This window comes from Paeniglutamicibacter gangotriensis Lz1y (assembly GCF_000348945.1).
GTDB classification, from domain to species: Bacteria; Actinomycetota; Actinomycetes; order Actinomycetales; family Micrococcaceae; genus Paeniglutamicibacter; species Paeniglutamicibacter gangotriensis.
On sequence record NZ_AOCK01000004.1, the window covers coordinates 161,188 to 179,370 of the forward strand.

The window sequence follows — 18,183 nt, forward strand, 5'->3', positions numbered from 1 at the left end:
GCATTCATCGTTCGTCCCCTTGAACCCTGACTCGTGTACGTCGACGGAGTATCTGGGAGTTTGGACGCGGTCACGAAGCCACCGATTCGATCGGTGTTGCTTGCCGGAATTCTGACCCTGATGCTAGGCTCAGCAGTTATCGGCCAATGATCATCGCCGACGCAATCGCCCCCCGTATCAGGGGACTGTTCTGAACTGAAGGGAAGTGCACCATGCTGAATCTGCAAATGACCCAGCCACGTGAATACTTCCAGCGCGCCAATAAGCGCCAGCTTCAGCAAGAACAAGACCACCGGTTGCACAGCTCATAGACTTCTGCACGCCAGCAGCAAGACAAGCCTCGCAACCACCATGGTTCGGGGCTTCTTTTATGGATCCGATCGATTCCCCGGACCTTTCTCACATGCTCTGAATCCACAGGGCATGGATCCTCACATCAGAAAGCGAAACCGTGGAGACCATCAACAGCCGGCTCAAAAACTGGGCATCCATCTTGGATGAGAAGACCCGCGAGCAGGCCATCACCGCCTCGAGGATGCCATTCATCTTCCCCCATCTAGCTTTGATGCCGGACGCGCACCTCGGCAAGGGCGCAACCGTAGGATCCGTGATTCCGACGCTGGGGGCTATCATCCCCGCCGCCGTCGGAGTCGATATCGGATGCGGCATGATTGCTGTCAAGACCCAGTACACCTCACGTCAGCTGCCCAAGAACCGTAAACCATTGCGTGAGGACATCGAACGGGCGATCCCGCTTTCGGCTGGCAAATACAACCGCAAGGTCGTTGCCACAGCAGCTCCTCGTATCGCAGAACTGGTGGAAACGGCCCGCAAGGCCGGCTTCGACCCGGCCGACTACGCGGGAAACTGGGAGCTGCAGCTCGGTTCGCTGGGTTCGGGGAACCACTTCATTGAGGTGACACTGGACGAGGACGAGAACGTCTGGCTGTTCCTGCATTCCGGGTCCCGGGGAGTAGGAAACCGGATCGCGACCAAACACATCAAGGTTGCGCAGCAGGTAGCGAAAAAGTACTGGATCGAGCTGCCGGACCCGGACCTTGCCTACTTGGTCGAGGGTACCGAAGAATTCGACACCTACATCCGGGAATTGCGCTGGGCACAGCAGTTCGCCCTGCTGAACCGCGAAGAAATGATGGACCGAGTCATCCGGCAGTTCAGCGAATGGGTCGGCGGCGAGGTGCGGGAGCTCGAACGGATCAACTGCCACCACAACTTCACCGAGAAGGAGACCCACTTCGGGAAATTTGTCTGGATTTCGCGCAAGGGCGCCATCCGGGCCCGGGAAGGGGACCCGGGCCTGATCCCGGGTTCCATGGGCACCGCGTCCTATGTGGTGGTCGGCAAGGGCAATGCCGTGGCGATGGATTCATCACCGCATGGTGCCGGACGGGAATACTCCCGTTCAGCCGCCCGCAAGACCTTCAGCGTCGAGCAGCTGCGTGAAGCGATGAAGGGGATCGAATACCGCGACTCCGAGGCCTTCATCGACGAGATTCCGGGGGCCTACAAGCCCATTGACCAGGTCATGGAAGATGCCTCCGAGCTGGTGGCGGTGAGGCACAAGCTGCGCCAGATCATCAACGTCAAGGGAGATTAAACAAAGGAGCCGGGCAGTCCAGGGATTTTTCCTGGGCTGCTCGGCCTTTGACACGTTAGCGAATGACTACGGTGTGTGCCGGGGTGTGTCTTCGGTCGGGTTGCCGCCCTCGTCGCGGGGGTCGCTTTCGTCGCTGACCTTGCGTTCGCGGGCCTCGAGCTCGGCCTCCTTGCGGCGCAGCGCGTCCTCCCGTGCCTTGTGACGGGCCTGGGTTTCGAGGTTGCGGAGGAAGTCCTTGTCATCGTCGGGCGCACCGGTGGTGGGCCTGCGGGCCTGGTTCGGCTGATTATAGGTGCTGGCGGCCGGACGGCCGAGCCAGAACCACAATCCGGCGCCCACCAAGGGCAGCAGGATGATCGCAGCCACCCAAGCAGACTTAGGCAGCGAACGAACGTCGCTCGGACGCGCTCGCACGCATTCGATCAAGGCGTAGATGGTTACTGCGAGTGCAACCAACGCCAAAAAAATAAAATTCCTAACCATGGGTACAGTCTAATGAATTTAACTGTGTACTGGCTGCGTCTAGACTGGAGGGGTGCAGTTCTTCAAGTACACCGTGATCCGGTTAGCCATTTTCTTCGTCATTTTCCTTCCACTGGTCTTTTTGCTCCAATGGCCGCTTTACACGGCAGGCTTGATTGCCTTGGTGATCGCCTTCGCCCTGAGCTACCTTTTCCTGAACAAAATGCGTCTGGCGGCAAACGCCGATGTACAGAAAATGTTTGACTCGCGGGGCCCCAAAAAGTCCAAACATGACCTGGAAGACGAGGCAGCCGAAGACCGGTTCCTCGATGACGACAAGTAGTTTTTTGCTGTAACGCGCCAGCAGGGCTGGGAGTCGCACACTACGGTGTCCGGGTCCCGGCCCCGCTGACGTTGAACGTTCTTGCGGTTAGTTAGAATCCAGGCCCCGGAGAATGTTGCAGATCCGCCGCTAAGAGCTCACGGGCATGTGCCAGATGCGTATCGAGTGCCCGTGCCGCGCCGTCCGGATCCCCGGCCCGGATCCTGTCCAGGATTGCCGCATGCTCGTCGGCGATACGCTTGTTATCCAGCAGTTCCATGGACTGCACGCGAGTCATGCACAGTCGCACCTCGCCCAGTAGTGAGCGGTACATGGCGCTGGTGCGAGTATTGCCCATTGCGTCGACCAGAGCAGTGTGGAATTCCATGTCCGGGGCGATGAGCGCGGTGGCCGGTTGGGGGATGCGGGCGACGATCTCGGTGTTCGCAAGGACTGCCGCTGGTGGAACGGTAGCTGTGGCTGCCAGCCGGCGCACCACTTCCGATTCCACGATGGACCGAGCGACGTAGATATCGCGAACCGCTTCGGCGCCCAGCATCTTGACACGGGCCGTCTTGTGCGCGCCGCGCTCCAACAGGGCGTCCGCCACCAACCTTTCGATAGCTGCCTTGGCCGTGGGCCTGGCTACGTCATAGTTGCCTGCTACCTCGGCCTCGGTCAGCGCCGTTCCCTGGGCGAGGACGCCCTCGTAAATCCGCAACCGCAGATCGGCCACGATGGCATCAATGATGGATAGCGGGATGACGCGGCGACTCATATAGTTACGGATCCTTGGGCTGGCAGTCAACGGGAAGGCAACGTGGCAGCTGGTCGAAACGCGAGCTTGATAGACAAGTGCACTTGTTAGACAATACTAGGGTCGGAGGTTGTCTGGGTTCAAGCCCCGGATGCATATCCGACGTATTGTCACTAGATGGAACGGAAGCACCACGCCTTGATTCCCACATTGCGACGCGCCTTGTCGAGCGACGACCAGCTTACCGAGCGCGCCATCGACCTGCACGCCTACGCCAACGATGCCTCGCACTTCCTGCTCACCCCACAGGCAGTCGCCATCCCCGGCAACGCCGGAGAAGTCGGGGCACTGCTCAAGGCCAGCGCCGAGCTCAAGCTGCCGTTGACCTTCCGCTCCGGCGGAACATCGCTTTCCGGCCAGGGAGTCACCGACGCGTTGCTGGTCGATGTGCGAAAAAACTTCAAGGACATCGAAGTCCTGGACGGGGGACTACGAGTCCGTGTCCAGCCGGGGGTCACGGTGCGCGCGCTGAATGCACGGTTGGCACGTTATGGGCGTAAGTTCGGACCGGATCCGGCCTCCGAGATCGCCTGCACCATTGGCGGCGTGGTGGCCAATAATTCCTCGGGAATGCACTGCGGGACGGTGGATAACGTCTACCGAACTCTTGAATCCTTGGTCATCGTGCTCACCAGCGGAACCGTCATCGACACCGGTGCGGCCGACGCCAACGAGAAGCTCCGCACCCTGGAACCTGCGCTTTTTGACGGGTTAGAGGCACTGAGTCGCCGGGTGCGGTCCAATGCCGAATCGGTGGCCATCATCAAGCACCAGTTCTCCATGAAAAACACCATGGGCTACGGGCTGAACTCCTTCCTCGACCATCAGGACCCGGCCCAGGTCCTGGCCCACCTGATCGTGGGTTCCGAGGGAACGCTCGGCTTCGTCGCGGAGGCGACCTTCAGGACCGTCCCGTCGTACAAACACGTCACCACCTCCTTGTTGGTGTTCGAGGACCTGTTCACGGCCAACGAATCTCTCGAAGCGCTGGTGGGATCCGGTGCGGCAACGGTCGAACTGATGGATTCGCTCTCGCTGAAGGTGGGCCAGAACCTGCCCGGGACCCCTGGCATCGTGGCTGGACTCAACGTGGAATCTCATGCAGCGTTGCTGGTGGAGTACACGGCAACCGATGCCGAAGGCCTTGCCCAACGCCAAGCTCAGGGCGAGACGTTGGCGAACTCGCTCAAGCTCAGCGCTCCGGCCACGTTCAGCCCGGACCTCGCCACCCGCACCCAGCTGTGGAAACTTCGCAAGGGACTCTACGCCTCGGTGGCCGGAGCCCGCGCCCAGGGAACTACGGCCTTGCTGGAGGACGTGGTGGTGCCGGTCCCCGCCCTCGCGAGTACCTGCGCAGAACTCTCGGTGCTCTTTGACCGCTACGGATACGAAAATTCGGTGATCTTCGGGCACGCCAAGGACGGCAACGTCCACTTCATGCTCACCGACGGCTTTCACAGCAAGGACCAGATCGATCGATATTCGGCCTTCACCGAGGACATGGTCGACCTGATCCTGGGGGAGGGTGGGTCGCTCAAGGCCGAACACGGTACCGGACGGGTCATGGCGCCCTATGTTCGACGCCAGTACGGTGACGAGCTGTACTCGGTCATGCGCGAGATCAAGACGCTCTTGGACCCGGCCGGCCTGCTGAACCCCGGGGTGATCCTAGATGAGGATCCACAGGCCCACCTGAAGCACATCAAGCTCACTCCAGCCGTGGACTCCGAGGTGGACCGCTGCGTGGCCTGCGGCTACTGCGAGCCGGTCTGCCCCTCGCGGAACCTGACGCTGACCCCGCGCCAACGCATTGTCACGCTGCGCGCCATCGAAACCGCGCGTCTGGCCGGGGACAGCGCGTTGGTCGCGGCCCTGGAAAAGGACTACTCCTACGAATCGGTGGACACCTGCGCGGTCGATGGCATGTGCCAGACCGCCTGCCCTGTGGACATCAATACCGGAACCCTGGTGAAGAAACTGCGTGCCAAGGAGGCAAACAAGCTCGAAGGCGCGGTGTGGGACGCCGCCGCCAAACACTGGTCGGCGGTGACCCGCGGTGCGGGAACAATGCTGGGAATTGCCGAGAAGCTCCCGGAGCCGCTGCTGCGTGGCGCCAACCAGCTCGGGCGGGCGGTGCTGGGTGCCGATACCCTGCCGTTGTACTCCGCCGAACTGCCCGCCGGAGGCTCCACTCGCGCACGTGAGGCCCCGGAAGGTGAACCGGCCGCCGTCTACTTCCCGGCCTGCGTGAACACCATGTTCGGCCCGGCGGATCCGGCGCAGGGAGGAATCCAAGAAAGCTTCAGCGCCCTGGCCCGCCGGGTGGGCGTGGAACTGCTGGTGCCCGAGGGCATCGACTCGTTGTGCTGCGGCACCCCATGGTCCTCAAAGGGGATGGAAGCCGGAGGCGCCTCCATGGCCGAGCGCACCGTCGCAGCCCTGCGCACGGCCAGCGGCAACGGTGAGCTTCCGATCCTCTGTGACGCCTCCTCCTGCACCGAGGGCTTGCGCCACTGCCTCGAGAATGAAACAGTTCCCCCCGGCGGCAGGGCCCTGCGCATCATCGACGTGGTGGACTACACCGCCGAACACATCCTGCCGCTGCTACCCGAGGGGCAGAAGGTCACGTCCCTGGCGTTGCACCCGACCTGCTCCTCCACCCGCATGGGCCTGAACCCCGCGCTGGCCCAGGTGGCCGAGGCCGTGGCACAAAGTGTGGAGATCCCCGAAAACTGGGGCTGCTGCGGTTTTGCCGGGGACCGCGGGATGCTGCACCCCGAGCTCACCGCCTCGGCCACCGAAGAGCAGGCAGCCGAGGTCCGGGACTTCGCAGCCGCCACCCACGCCTCATGCAACAGGACCTGTGAACTGGGCATGACCCGGGCCACCGGGCAACCCTATGAGCACGTGCTGGAACTGCTGGAGCGCAGCACCCGGCCCTAGGATGGTGGGCTGCGGCCCGGCGGTGGGCTCCTGCTGTTGTCCGCTTCCTGCGTCCGTGGTGGGACACGCTTTTCGGCCACTGACGCAGGAAGCGCGGGCCTAATGATCCGTTGATAGCCTCATGCCATGAACGCCACTGATATTCCGGAGCGTCCGTGGCTGAGCCCGGCTCTCGACGGCACCGAATTCGCCAGGTGGTACTGGACGAAGAACGAGCTGGTGGCCTTTGCCCGGCAGCAGGGGATTCGCACTGGCGGGGGCAAAGCCGAACTCGCCGGACGGCTCATGGCGTTCCTGGACGGAACCCCCATCCCTGCCCCCGTGGTGCGCAAGCGGGCAGGGAAGCAACTGGCACCCCCACTGTCATGACACACGGTGGTGCCGCCGGGACAGCGCTGCAGCCAGGTCCTCAGGCTATGGCTCACCGAACAACTGGGTCCCGGGTTCCACTTCGATGCGCCCATGCGGGAGTTCTTTGCCGTAGCGAACGGAACCACGACACGTGCCGATGCGCTCGCACACTGGTCGGCGACCAGGGGTGCCGAACCGCGGCTCATTGATCAGCAATTCGAGTTGAACCGCTTCACCCGCGACTGGCATGAACAGAATCCGGGCGGCAGCAGGGAAGAGATGCTCGCCGGATGGAAACAGTACCGCTCGCTTCCCGCCGACGTGCGCCGCGGCCCAGTATCGGTCATCGATCGTTGAGCTGGTGGAACGTTCGAGGTACCTCGGTACCTAGGCCAGCGCCTTGTCCATCACGATGGCCACGGTGAACAATGCGGCGTAGACAAGGTTGATGATGCCGGTCTGCTTGAGCACCGGGATCAGGGCTCCGGGATCGTGCTTGCGCAACACGATCCAGCACGGGGCCAGGCACAACAGCGCGGTGAGCAGAATCAGCCACATCCACGGGTGGGTGGAGACCAGCACCAACGGCAGCAAGATGGCCACCGCCAGCATCATCACGTAGCTAACCCGTGCCACCGGGTCACCCAGCCGCACGGCCAGCGTCAACTTGCCGACCTCACTGTCGGTGGGGATATCGCGGATATTGTTGGCCATGAGCAGGGCAGTGGCCATGAGCCCGGTGCCCACGGCACCGAGGTAGGCGGGCAGCGTGAGCTGCTGGGCCTGGGTGTAAGTGGTCCCCAGGGTCGCCACGAGGCCGAAGAAGATGAAGACGAAGACCTCACCGAGCCCCCGGTAGCCGTAGGGGTTCTTGCCACCGGTGTAGCCCCACGCAGCCAAGATTGCGGCGACGCCCACCAGCAACAACGGCCAGGACGCGGTGTACACCACCAGGAAGGCCCCGACGATACCGGCCAGCCCGTAGCAGACGAAGGCCGCGTTGCGAACGGTTGTGGGTTTAGCCAGTCCGGAGCCGGTGAGCCGCAGCGGGCCCACGCGCACGTCGTCGGTGCCCCGGATGCCGTCCGAGTAATCATTGGAGTAGTTCACCCCGACCTGCAGCAACAGGCCGACGGCCAGGGCCAGGACGGCCTCGAACCAGGCCAGCTTCCCGGTGATGTCCACGGCGGCAGCGGTGCCGATCACCACCGGTGCAATCACGATGGGCAGGGTACGCAGGCGTGCCCCCGCAACCCATTGGGCAATTGTAGCCACCATCAGTCCTCTCGCTGCTGGGAAAAAACATGCAGCCCTTATTCTCCCCCGCGCGCGGGCGGGGGAGAAATTGTGCGGGAGCCGGAGTCTTCCCTAGAGCGAGACGATGAACAGGGTTGCGGCGAAAACCACGCCCGAGGCGATCAAGACGATGGTGGTGTACCCGAGGATGTCACGCATCTTCAACCCGGCGATGGCCAACAGCGGCAGGGCCCAGAACGGTTGGATCATGTTGGTCCACTGGTCGCCGTAGGCCACCGCCATGATCGGGATCGCCGGATCCACACCCAATTCCGCGGCCGCGGTGAGCATGATCGGAGCCTGCACAGCAAATTGACCGCCGCCGGAGGGAACAAAGAAGTTCACCAACCCGGCCGAGAGGAATGCCAGCATGCCGAAGGTCTGCGGCGTGGAAATGGAAACGAACACGTCGGAGAGGATCTGAATCAGCCCGGTCCCGGTCATGATGCCCAGGATCCCGGCGTAGAGCGGGAATTGCAGCAGGATCTCCCCGACATTCGAGGCGGCGTGCTTGGTCAGCGCCATCAGCTCGAAGGGGCTGCGCACCACCAGCAGGATCAGGGCCAGGAAAGACCAGTTCACGATGTCCAGGGTCAGCGTGCCCCCGGTGGAGAAATGGATGACCAGGTAGGCCACCAACATGGCCCCGAGCAACAAGGTCGGCAGTCGACTGGCATCCAACCGGTCAGCGGGTGTGGTGACCGTATCGTCGATGGCCACGAGGTCTTCGCGTGAGTCGGTGGCCAACTCCACGATCTTGTCGTCCCCGCGCGGCGCCACCAGATAGAGTGCCAACGCGACCAAGAGGATGGTGGCCACGGTGGCAATCATGTTCCACGAGGAGAAGGTGGTCTCGGAGATCGACAGCGGCCCACCGAGCTGCTTGGCGATGAACGAGTCGGGGGTGGCCGCCGTGAGCGGACCCGAGCCCGAATAGCCCATGTGCCAGACCACGAACCCGGCGAAGCCCGCGGCGACGAGCATCGGGAAGTGGAAGCGGATGCCACGTTCGCGTCCCTGGGCCGCGACCTCTCGGGCCAAGAGTCCGCCCACCACCAGGCCCAGGCCCCAGGTGATCAGCGAGGCCACGGCCGCCACCAGGAACACAAACACGTAGCCCTGGAGCGGGGCCTTGGGGATCCGCCCGAGGAAGCGCAGGAGTTTGCGCACCGGGCGGGTGTTGGCCAGGATGAATCCGAGCATCAGCACCAACGCCATTTGGGTGATGAAGGCCAACAGGCCCGAGAGCCCGTCGCCCCAGCTTTGCACGATCAGCAGCGGGCCGGACCCGGTGACCAGCAGTGCCAAGATGGCCACAATGAAGGTCAGGACGATGGCGAAGACCAGGGCCGAGGGGATGAACCGCTCAACCAGGTTGTTGATGGGCCGCATGGCCCGGGAAATTGCTGTTCCACCGTGTGGCGGGGCGGTTTTGCTCATGAACAACACCTCTTTGTGCAGATCTGGCAGGGTTCTCGGCCGATGAACCTGGCCGCCCCATGACCCGGACCACATTACGTCAATCGGTGAGCACCTACCGGGAACGCCCGGGGCCGGGCACAGGGCACGTGTTGGCACCGAGACCGGTGGATCAGCCTTCGGCGCCGCCAAGCAGCGCGGTCAGCGACAAACGATCGGTCTTCCCGTTGGGCAGCATCGGCAGTGCCGGCAGGTTGCGCAGACGGCGCGGGACCGCCGGGGCACCGAGCGCCTGGCGCACCGCCGCGGCGAGGGCCTCGGGGGAGACGGTTCCGACGTAGGCGGCGCCGACCTGCTGGCCCCATTGCGCATCGGGGACCGGGACCACTGCCGCCGCGCTCACGCCCGGCACCGATTCCAACACCTGCTGGACCTCGGCTGCCGAGACCTTCACCCCTCCGGTGTTGATCACATCGTCCGCGCGGCCTCTCACCGAGAGCACTGAATCTTCGTAGCTGCCTAAATCGTCGGTCGCGTACCAGCGCACCCCGGCGTCGTCGGTGCTGAAGTGCTGGGCGGTCAGTTCCGGGTTTCCCAGGTAGCCGGAGGCGATGGTGCTCCCGCCGAGCCAGATGCGTCCCTCGACGGTTTTGATGTGGACTCCGGGCAGCGCACGGGCGTCGTAGACGCACCCGCCACTGGTCTCGCTGGAACCATAGGTCAGATGCAGATTTAGGTCATGGGCGGCGGCCTGATCACGTACCGCATGCGAGGCGCGTGCCCCGCCGAGCAGGATCGCGTCGAAACGCTTCAGGCTCGCCAGCGTCTCCGCGCTCGGATCGGTGAGCAGCCGCTGCAGCTGGGTAGGCACCAGCGAGACGATGCGGCGGCGATCGGTCAGGGCCGAGGCCGCTGCATTAAAGCCTGCCGCGTCGAAACCCGCCTCCAGGTCCATGGCCCAGGGGCGGGTCCCCGCGTACAGGCTGCGCGTCAGCACCGCCAACCCCGCGACGTAGTGCAGGGGCAGGGCCAACAGCCACTGGCCCTCAAAACCCAGGTATTCGGCGGTGGCCATGGAGGAGGAGGCCAAGGCCTCGACCGACAGAGCGGTGCGCTTCGGGGTGCCGGTGGACCCCGAGGTGCGCACCACCGCCGCGATCTCTTCCAGACCCTCCAGCTCCGCCTGATCCACGGAGTTCAGCCGGTAGTCGTTGGCGGTGGCTCCGGGAAGAAATTCCGCCGCGGGCCCGTCCTGGTTGAGGGCTGCGGACAGGGCCGTGAGGGCGGCGTCTGGATTCATAGGTGGCTGAGGTCCTTGGTCTTAGAAGTAGTACGGGTGGGCGGACCAGTCGGGGTCGCGCTTTTCCAAGAAGGCATCCCGGCCTTCGACGGCCTCATCGGTCATGTAGCCCATGCGGGTAGCTTCACCGGCGAATACCTGCTGCCCGGCCAACCCGTCGTCGGCCATGTTGAAAGCGAACTTGAGCATGCGAATGGCCTGCGGGGATTGCTTGGCAATATCCGCTGCATACTCCAGTGCGACGTCTTCGAGTCGCTCGTGGTCCACTGCCTCGTTGACTGCGCCCATGGCCACCATGTCCTCGGCCGAGTGCTCGCGGGCCAGGAAGAAAATCGAGCGAGCGTTTTTTTGTCCAACCTGGCGGGCCAGCAGTGCCGAACCGTAGCCGGCGTCGAAGGAACCGACGGTAGCATCGGTCTGCTTGAACTTGCCGTGCTGCTTTGAAGCGATGCTCAAATCCGAGACCACGTGCAGCGAGTGCCCACCGCCGGCTGCCCAGCCGTTGACCACGGCAATGACGACCTTGGGCATGGTGCGCATCAGGCGCTGGACCTCGAGGATGTGCAGGCGCCCGGCGCGGGCCGGGTCGATGGAATCGGCGGTCTCGCCCTCGGCGTACCGGTAACCGTCGCGGCCGCGGATGCGCTGGTCGCCTCCGGAACAGAAGGAATGTCCGCCGTCCTTGGGGGAGGGGCCGTTGCCGGTGAGCAGCACCGTGGCCACATCCGAGCTCATGCGGGCGTGGTCCAACACCCGGTAGAGCTCGTCCACCGTGCCGGGGCGGAACGCGTTGCGGACCTCGGGGCGGTTGAAGGCAACGCGCACGCACGGCAGGTCCCGCAGGATTCGCCCGCTGTCATCGCGTTCGACCTGCCGGTGGTAGGTCATGTCTTCAAGGTCGAAGCCCTCGACCATGCGCCAACGCATGGGGTCGAAGATGTCGGAAACTTTGTCTGGCAACTGGGAAGTGGAATCTACGGTGCTCACAGTCATGAATGCTATCGGTTGCCGAGCCCCGCGGGCCAAATACCCTCCGCGCGTCGTCTCCGTCGCCAGGGCACGGCGGCCGTGCGGCATCCGGTGCCGATCCTCGGCCCCCGGCACGTCCCAAACTGTTGAACAATTCATACTGGCTTTTTGGTGACGAGTGTGATCTGCCTCAAAGTGGATTCCGACCAGCACACTTGTGTTTCTTGTGGTGGCGTGTATCACGGTTTGATCCGGCGATTTCTGCCACTTCCGACTTCATGAAGCGAGTAAAAGTGCGGTACGTTTACCGTTTGCACCCCACCGGATATGTGCCCGGGCATCCTGAAGCGGGTCTGGCCGGGTGTCTTCCCCCGCGTTGACCCATGCGGGGTTGAAAGTATCACCAAAGGAGTTACACGTTGGAACCCCACAACGTCACCGATCACCAGCAACATGCGCCCGCCCAGGACGCAACGCTGACCGCCGAAGGCTACAAAAAGACCCTGACCCGGCGCCACGTCCAGATGATCGCCATGGGCGGAGCCATCGGCGTGGGCCTGTTCATGGGCGCAGGTGGTCGCCTGGCCTCGACCGGACCGGCGTTGATCTTCTCCTACGCACTCGCCGGGGTGATTGCCTACTTCCTGATGCGGGCGCTGGGCGAGCTGATCATGTACCGCCATTCCTCGGGTTCCTTCGTTTCCTACGCGGGGGAACTTTTTGGATCCAAGGGAGCTTACGTCTCTGGTTGGATGTACGTGCTGAATTGGGTTATGACCGGGATTGCCGAGCTGATCGCCATCGGCCTGTACTTCACTTACTTTTTCCCCGGTGTTCCGGTGGAAGCCGCTGCGCTCTGCGCCCTGGGCTTGTTGGTGGCTGTCAACCTCTTCAGCGCTAAGGCCTTTGCGGAGTTTGAGTTCTGGGCTTCCTTCCTCAAAGTCGCGGCAATCGTGCTCTTCTTGCTGATCGGCATTTACCTGGTGGCAACCAACGCCCAGGTCGGTGACGGTCACGCGGCGGTGGGTAATTTGTTCGCCAGCGAAGGTGGCATGTTCCCCCGAGGCGTCCTGATCTCCATCTTGGTGCTGAACGCGGTGATCTTTGCCTACAACGGCATTGAGCTTGTTGGCATCACCGCCGGTGAAATGGAAGATCCAGTCAAGGAAGTTCCCGCAGCCATCCGCGCCGTGGTGGTGCGCATCGTGGTCTTCTACGTGGGTTCGGTAACCCTGCTGGCGATGCTCCTTCCGTGGAATCAGTTCAAGGCCGGGGAAAGCCCGTTTGTGACGGTCTTTGACCAGCTGGGGTGGGGTTGGATCGGCGGGGTGATGAACTTCGTGGTCATCACTGCCGCGCTGAGCTCCTGCAACTCTGGTCTGTACTCCATCGGCCGCATTTTCCGCGCCATGGCCAACAACGGTCACGCGCCGGCGTGGCTGACCAAGATGAACAAGCGCCATGTTCCCTACGCTGCCATTTGGGCCATTGCCGCCGTCTACGTTGTTGGTGTCATGTTGAACATCTGGTTGGGTGGAACCTACGCGTTTGACCTTGCCCTGAACACCGCATCCATTGGTGTGCTCTTCACGTGGGCGGCAATCTTTGGCTGCCAGATCATGTTGCGCAGGAAGAAGGGCAAGATCTCCGCGCTTCCCATGGCTGGTTCTCCGTACACCAGCTGGGCGGGTTTGGCGGCTCTTGCCATCATCACGGTGCTGATTGGTTTTGACACCATGACCGGCCAGGATGGCGAGGTCTTCCACCTGGGCTTGTATACCATCGCCTGTATCCCGGTGATTGCTGTTGGCTTGTGGATTGGCTGGCGCAAGGTCCGCCACAACAAGCCGAATTCGGAGCTGTACGCCTAGCCAGCCGGCCTAAACACGCAGGGGGAAGAAAAACGGCGGGTGGGGTGACTACGGGAAGTTCCCGTGGTCACCCCCACTCGCCGTTTGTTGTCTCAGGACGCCCCCACTGCCTACCGGTACTTCTCGGAACCTGTCAGTGGAACGACGCAGGACTGTTAGTGCTGCTCGACGGAATCGACCAGGATGCCGGTTTCATGCGCGTCGGGCACTGCCGTTCCACGCAACGAAGCGCCGGCGGTTTCCGGCATATGCCGTGTGGCAATGAAACCGATGATGCAAGCGAGCATCATGTAGACCGCGGGGAAGAGCAAGAAATCGGTCTTCTCGATCACTGCTTGGTTGACGATGGCGGCGGTGCCGCCAAAGATCGCGGTGGCCACGTTGTAGGTGATGGCGAAGCCGGCGAACCGTACGTGCGAGGGAAACATCGCCGGGAACGTCGCGGTGATGGTGGCCAGCTGCGGGATATACAACAGGCCCAAGACCGCGAAGCCCAAGATGGCCAGCGGGAAACTCTTGCCCATGAGCCAGAACATCGGCAGGGCCAGCACGAACAAGCCCACCAGCGAGGCGTACCACAGGGGTTTACGGCCCACCCTGTCCGAGAGCGAACCTGTAAACGGGATCACCGCCATCATGGCAACCTCGCCGACGAGGATCACTACCAAGGAGGCCTTCGAATCGAGCCCGAGCTGTTGCTCGAGGTAGGTCGGCATGTAGCTGAGCAACGTGTAGTTCACGATATTCAGGGCCACTACCAGGCCACCCATGACCAGCATGGGGCGCCAGTAGGAGCGAATGAGCTCGCGCAACGAGCTCTTCTCCTGGACCTCGCCGCGCTCTTCAAGTTCCTGGAACACTGGGGTGTCCTCAAGCTTGTTTCGCATGTAGAGGCCGATCAGGCCCATGGGCAGCGCGAGCATGAACGGCACGCGCCAGCCCCACGACATCATCGCGTCATCGCTCAAGGCCAGCTGGAAGCCAAGCATGACTCCGGTACCCAGGGCGAAACCGCCCAAGGTGCCGAATTCCAAGAACGAACCAAAGAATCCACGGCGCTTGTCCGGCGCGTATTCGGCCATGAAGGTCGCCGCACCGCCGTATTCACCGCCGGTGGAGAAGCCCTGCACCATGCGCAGGAACACCAGCAGGATCGGAGCCAGCACGCCTACCTGGTCAAAGGTGGGCAAGACGCCGATCAGGAAGGTTGCGGCCGACATCATCAAGATGGTGAGGGCGAGGATGTGCTTGCGGCCGAGTTTGTCGCCCAGCGGACCCCACACCAGTCCGCCCAAGGGGCGGACCAAGAACGAGAGCGCGAAGGTGGCCAAGGCCATCAGCGTCCCACCCTCGGTGGGGAAGAAGTGGACGGTGATGTAGGTCAAGGCCACGGCATAGACGCCATAGTCGAACCACTCTGTGAGGTTTCCCATGGCCGAGGCCGCCGTGGCCTTGCGGATCTCGCTGCGTCCCGCTGTGGTGGACATGTCGGGACCTATGTCTTCGCCGAAATCGACAGGCGAGGTTACATCTGAGGGGGAGGGTTGGCTGTTATCCGGTTGCATTACTGCTCCGATTGCCATTCAGCTTTGCGTCGACCGAATGTCCGCCCTGGCCCATGATGACTGCTTTGGGCGGTAACGATCCACGATCCGGGCGGCGGCCCGGAGTTGGTCAAGTGGAAGACACTACTCCGGAGCTGGCCTTGCGTCAAAGATCTAGCCCCGTGTGTCGCTTGAGGTTGACCGCGCTTGCAACGAGGTGCGATTCTGTAGGTGAACGATTGGTCGGTAATTATGTTGCATCCCATTCGGGAGCGTCAACCGTGGCCAAAACACGGCGCACCAGGGGCTCTTGCCACGGAGAATTTCCCGGCGGGACCACTGCGCCGAATGACAAAGGAGTTGTAATGACTGAGGCTTTCTTGGTGGGCGGAGCCCGCACCCCGGTAGGACGCTACGGCGGCGCGCTGAGCAGCGTGCGCCCCGACGATCTGGCCGCGTTGACGATCCGCGCGGCGGTGGAACGAGCGGGAATCGACCCCTCCGACGTCGACGAAGTCATCTTCGGCAACGCCAACGGCGCGGGCGAGGAAAACCGCAACGTCGCCCGCATGGCCTGGCTGCTGGCCGGCTTCGAGGACACGGTCCCGGGCATCACCGTCAACCGTCTATGCGCCTCGGGCATGAGCGCGATCACGATGGCCAGCCACATGATCAAGGCGGGAGCCGCCGATATCGTGGTTGCTGGCGGCGTCGAGTCCATGTCGCGCGCCCCCTGGGTCATGGAAAAGCCCGATAAGGCCTTCGCTAAGCCAGGTGCCAGCTACGACACCTCCATCGGCTGGCGCTTCCCGAACCCCGAGTTCCTCTCCGGTGAGTTCTCCCGCGATGGCAAGGCCACCTTCTCCATGCCGGAGACAGCCGAAGAAGTCGCCCGCGTCTACGGCACCAGCCGTGAGGACTGCGACGCCTTCGCCGTGCGCTCGCACGAACGAGCCATTGCCGCCATCGAGGCAGGGCACTTTAAGGACGAAATCGTTCCGGTGACGGTGAAAACCCGCAAGGGTGAAACCATCGTTGATACCGACGAGGGCCCGCGCCCCGGCACCACCGCCGAAGTGTTGGCCAAGTTGCGCCCCGTGGTGGCCGGTGGCTCCGTGGTCACCGCCGGCAACGCTTCCACGCTCAACGACGGCGCCTCTGCCATCATCGTGGCCTCCGCGGCAGCCATCAAGAAGTACGGACTCACCGCCCGCGCGCGCATCATTGACGGTGCCTCCGCCGGCGTAGCACCGGAAATCATGGGAGTGGGTCCGGTTCCGGCAACCCGCAAGATCATGGAACGCTCCGGCCGCAAAATTGAGGACCTGGCGGCGGTGGAACTGAACGAGGCCTTCTCCTCGCAGTCCCTGGCCTCCATGCGCGAGCTCGGACTGGACCCGGAAATCGTGAACCGCGACGGCGGCGCCATCGCGCTGGGCCACCCGCTGGGCTCCTCCGGCTCGCGCATCGTGATCACCCTGCTGGGCCGTCTGGAACGCGAGGCCAAGGACGGCGGGTCCAAGCTCGGTTTGGCCACCATGTGCGTGGGCGTCGGCCAAGGTGCCGCACTGCTCATCGAGGGAGTCTAGGCATGGCGGAGCGCTTGGAGCCTTCCGGTTTCACGACCCTGAAGCTCACCGAGTTCGATGACCGGCTCTATGTCCAACTTGACCGCCCGGAGGTCAGGAACGCCATCGACCAATTGATGGTCGACGAACTACACGCGGTGTGTGCCTACCTGGAACGCACACCGAAGGTCATGGTGCTCTCCGGCACCCCCGCGGATCCGGAAACCGGCACGAAGGGCATCTTCGCCTCCGGTGCCGATATCGCCCAGCTGCGGATGCGCCGCCGCGACGATGCACTGGCCGGAATCAACTCGGGCATCTTCGATCGGATCGCCAAGCTGCCGATGCCCGTCATCGCTGCCCTTGACGGGTTCGCGTTGGGCGGCGGGGCCGAACTGGCGTACGCGGCGGACTTCCGCATCGGCACCCCCGAACTGCGCATGGGCAACCCTGAAACCGGCCTGGGCATCATGGCCGCCGCAGGTGCCACCTGGCGCCTGAAGGAACTTGTGGGCGAACCTGTCGCTAAGGAAATCCTGCTGGCCGGCAAAGTGCTCAAGGGCGATGATTGCCTGCGTGTCGGGCTCATCACCGAGCTCGTCGAGGGCAGGGATCTGCTGGAAGCCGCCTCCGCGCTGGCTGACCGTATCGGCAAGCAGGACGTGCTGGCCGTGCGCATCACCAAGTCCGTGTTCCACGCCCCGCGCGAAGCACACCCCGTCATCGACACCCTGGCCCAGGGCATGTTGTTTGAGTCCCAAGCCAAGTTTGACCGCATGGCTGCCTTCTTGGATCGGAAGAAATAACAATGACTACACTTCCCAACACGCTCCCGGCCAAGGTCGGCGTACTCGGCGGCGGACGCATGGGCGCCGGCATCGCCCACGCCTTCTTGATCAATGGCTGCGACGTGGTTGTCGTCGAGCGCGACGAGGCTTCCGCACAGGGCGCCCGCGAACGTGTCGAGTCCGCAGCCGCCAAGTCGATCGAGCGTGGCTCGGTCGACGGGAACCTGGGTGAGATGCTCACCAGATTCGATGTTTCGGTCAACTACGCGGCCTTCGCCGACCGCGAGCTCGTCGTCGAGGCCGTCCCGGAAATCTGGGACCTGAAGGTCTCCTCGCTCAAGAGCGTCGAAGAGCACCTTGCCTCCGGCGCGATCCTGGCCTCGAACACTTCCTCACTGTCGATGAGCGGGCTGGCCGCCGAACTGCAGCGCCCGGAAAACTTCCTGGGCCTGCACTTCTTCAACCCGGTGCCGGCCTCCACGCTCATCGAGGTGGTCATCGCCAAGCAAAGCTCCGATTCCGTCATCGAGGCGGCCCGCGGCTGGGTCAAGGCGCTGGGCAAGACCGCGGTGGTCGTCAACGACGCCCCGGGCTTCGCCTCCTCCCGTCTGGGTGTGGCCATCGCGCTGGAAGCCATGCGGATGGTCGAGGAAGGCGTCGCCTCCGCCGAGGACATCGACAACGCGATGGTGCTGGGTTACAAGCACCCGACCGGGCCGTTGAAGACCACTGACATCGTGGGCCTTGATGTGCGTCTGGGCATTGCCGAGTACCTGCACGAGACCCTCGGCGATCGTTTTGCCCCGCCGCAGATCCTGCGTGAGCTGGTGGCCGATGGCCACTTGGGCCGCAAGACCGGCAAGGGCTTCTACGACTGGAACGATTCCAAGTAGCCCGTCGTTTGGCTGCAGCCGG

At 63.3% G+C, this 18,183-nt stretch carries 16 protein-coding genes; 9 read left to right on the plus strand and 7 right to left on the minus strand.

The annotated features are described in order from the left end of the window. The first annotated feature begins 451 nt into the window (after positions 1–451). The gene (locus ADIAG_RS08135; RefSeq protein WP_007270866.1) at positions 452–1,618 is read left to right on the plus strand and encodes an RtcB family protein; all 1,167 of its coding nucleotides are present in this window, start codon (positions 452–454) and stop codon (positions 1,616–1,618) included. Positions 1,619–1,684: 66 nt separating this feature from the next. On the opposite strand, the gene ADIAG_RS08140 is transcribed toward ADIAG_RS08135, so the two are convergent. Further along, entirely contained in the window at positions 1,685–2,101 is a 417-nt protein-coding gene (locus tag ADIAG_RS08140) for a PLD nuclease N-terminal domain-containing protein (protein ID WP_007270867.1), read from the minus strand. A gap of 52 nt (positions 2,102–2,153) precedes the next feature. On the opposite strand from ADIAG_RS08140, the gene ADIAG_RS08145 reads away from it, so the two are divergent. Beyond that, the gene (locus ADIAG_RS08145) at positions 2,154–2,423 is read left to right on the plus strand and encodes a DUF4229 domain-containing protein (RefSeq protein ID WP_007270868.1); all 270 of its coding nucleotides are present in this window, start codon (positions 2,154–2,156) and stop codon (positions 2,421–2,423) included. 91 nt (positions 2,424–2,514) lie between these two features. On the opposite strand, the gene ADIAG_RS08150 is transcribed toward ADIAG_RS08145, so the two are convergent. Further along, positions 2,515–3,180, minus strand: coding sequence for a GntR family transcriptional regulator (locus ADIAG_RS08150; RefSeq protein ID WP_007270869.1), 666 nt, complete (start codon positions 3,178–3,180; stop codon positions 2,515–2,517). A gap of 156 nt (positions 3,181–3,336) precedes the next feature. On the opposite strand from ADIAG_RS08150, the gene ADIAG_RS08155 reads away from it, so the two are divergent. From ADIAG_RS08155 to ADIAG_RS21845, 3 genes are all read left to right on the plus strand, one after another. Further along, positions 3,337–6,162, plus strand: coding sequence for an FAD-binding and (Fe-S)-binding domain-containing protein (locus ADIAG_RS08155; RefSeq protein ID WP_007270870.1), 2,826 nt, complete (start codon positions 3,337–3,339; stop codon positions 6,160–6,162). A 126-nt stretch (positions 6,163–6,288) separates the two neighbouring features. Continuing rightward, complete coding sequence (locus ADIAG_RS21840; RefSeq protein WP_007270871.1) at positions 6,289–6,531, plus strand: SAP domain-containing protein; 243 nt, start codon at positions 6,289–6,291, stop codon at positions 6,529–6,531. Between the two features lie 93 nt (positions 6,532–6,624). Next, positions 6,625–6,870 (plus strand): hypothetical protein, encoded by a 246-nt coding sequence (locus ADIAG_RS21845; protein WP_007270872.1) that lies wholly within the window; start codon positions 6,625–6,627, stop codon positions 6,868–6,870. Positions 6,871–6,900: 30 nt separating this feature from the next. Here the strand turns inward: ADIAG_RS21845 and ADIAG_RS08165 are convergent, their stop codons facing one another. From ADIAG_RS08165 to ADIAG_RS08180, 4 genes are all read right to left on the minus strand, one after another. After that, a complete protein-coding gene (locus ADIAG_RS08165) occupies positions 6,901–7,788 on the minus strand; it encodes a 1,4-dihydroxy-2-naphthoate polyprenyltransferase (protein ID WP_043474248.1) in 888 nt (295 codons plus the stop codon). 93 nt (positions 7,789–7,881) lie between these two features. Next, on the minus strand, positions 7,882–9,249 hold the full coding sequence (locus ADIAG_RS08170) for a short-chain fatty acid transporter (RefSeq protein ID WP_007270874.1): 1,368 nt from the start codon (positions 9,247–9,249) through the stop codon (positions 7,882–7,884). 151 nt (positions 9,250–9,400) lie between these two features. Then, complete coding sequence (locus ADIAG_RS08175; RefSeq protein ID WP_007270875.1) at positions 9,401–10,528, minus strand: AMP-binding protein; 1,128 nt, start codon at positions 10,526–10,528, stop codon at positions 9,401–9,403. A 21-nt stretch (positions 10,529–10,549) separates the two neighbouring features. After that, positions 10,550–11,515: a 1,4-dihydroxy-2-naphthoyl-CoA synthase gene (locus tag ADIAG_RS08180; RefSeq protein ID WP_268744239.1), complete on the minus strand. Its 966-nt coding sequence runs from the start codon at positions 11,513–11,515 to the stop codon at positions 10,550–10,552. A gap of 401 nt (positions 11,516–11,916) precedes the next feature. Between ADIAG_RS08180 and ADIAG_RS08185 the strand changes: the two genes are divergently transcribed. Next, the gene (locus tag ADIAG_RS08185) at positions 11,917–13,368 is read left to right on the plus strand and encodes an amino acid permease (protein WP_007270877.1); all 1,452 of its coding nucleotides are present in this window, start codon (positions 11,917–11,919) and stop codon (positions 13,366–13,368) included. 155 nt (positions 13,369–13,523) lie between these two features. Here the strand turns inward: ADIAG_RS08185 and ADIAG_RS08190 are convergent, their stop codons facing one another. Next, a complete protein-coding gene (locus tag ADIAG_RS08190) occupies positions 13,524–14,933 on the minus strand; it encodes an MFS transporter (protein WP_007270878.1) in 1,410 nt (469 codons plus the stop codon). Positions 14,934–15,277: 344 nt separating this feature from the next. On the opposite strand from ADIAG_RS08190, the gene ADIAG_RS08195 reads away from it, so the two are divergent. The 3 genes from ADIAG_RS08195 to ADIAG_RS08205 are packed head-to-tail and all read left to right on the plus strand — an operon-like array spanning position 15,278 to position 18,161. Further along, positions 15,278–16,501, plus strand: a complete 1,224-nt coding sequence (locus ADIAG_RS08195; protein WP_007270879.1) for a thiolase family protein — start codon at positions 15,278–15,280, stop codon at positions 16,499–16,501. Between the two features lie 2 nt (positions 16,502–16,503). Next, entirely contained in the window at positions 16,504–17,286 is a 783-nt protein-coding gene (locus ADIAG_RS08200) for an enoyl-CoA hydratase/isomerase family protein (RefSeq protein WP_007270880.1), read from the plus strand. A gap of 2 nt (positions 17,287–17,288) precedes the next feature. Then, entirely contained in the window at positions 17,289–18,161 is an 873-nt protein-coding gene (locus ADIAG_RS08205; RefSeq protein ID WP_007270881.1) for a 3-hydroxyacyl-CoA dehydrogenase family protein, read from the plus strand. Positions 18,162–18,183 lie beyond the last annotated feature (22 nt).

What these genes read in the sequence shown, in the direction of transcription:
- ADIAG_RS08140 (WP_007270867.1), bottom strand. Translation starts at nt 2,101, where the DNA reads ATGGTTAGGAATTTTATTTTTTTGGCGTTGGTTGCACTCGCAGTAACC.
- ADIAG_RS08150 (WP_007270869.1), bottom strand. Translation starts at nt 3,180, where the DNA reads ATGAGTCGCCGCGTCATCCCGCTATCCATCATTGATGCCATCGTGGCC.
- ADIAG_RS08155 (WP_007270870.1), top strand. Translation starts at nt 3,337, where the DNA reads ATGGAACGGAAGCACCACGCCTTGATTCCCACATTGCGACGCGCCTTG.
- ADIAG_RS21840 (WP_007270871.1), top strand. Translation starts at nt 6,289, where the DNA reads ATGAACGCCACTGATATTCCGGAGCGTCCGTGGCTGAGCCCGGCTCTC.
- ADIAG_RS21845 (WP_007270872.1), top strand. Translation starts at nt 6,625, where the DNA reads ATGCGGGAGTTCTTTGCCGTAGCGAACGGAACCACGACACGTGCCGAT.
- ADIAG_RS08170 (WP_007270874.1), bottom strand. Translation starts at nt 9,249, where the DNA reads ATGAGCAAAACCGCCCCGCCACACGGTGGAACAGCAATTTCCCGGGCC.
- ADIAG_RS08175 (WP_007270875.1), bottom strand. Translation starts at nt 10,528, where the DNA reads ATGAATCCAGACGCCGCCCTCACGGCCCTGTCCGCAGCCCTCAACCAG.
- ADIAG_RS08190 (WP_007270878.1), bottom strand. Translation starts at nt 14,933, where the DNA reads ATGCAACCGGATAACAGCCAACCCTCCCCCTCAGATGTAACCTCGCCT.
- ADIAG_RS08195 (WP_007270879.1), top strand. Translation starts at nt 15,278, where the DNA reads ATGACTGAGGCTTTCTTGGTGGGCGGAGCCCGCACCCCGGTAGGACGC.
- ADIAG_RS08200 (WP_007270880.1), top strand. Translation starts at nt 16,504, where the DNA reads ATGGCGGAGCGCTTGGAGCCTTCCGGTTTCACGACCCTGAAGCTCACC.
- ADIAG_RS08205 (WP_007270881.1), top strand. Translation starts at nt 17,289, where the DNA reads ATGACTACACTTCCCAACACGCTCCCGGCCAAGGTCGGCGTACTCGGC.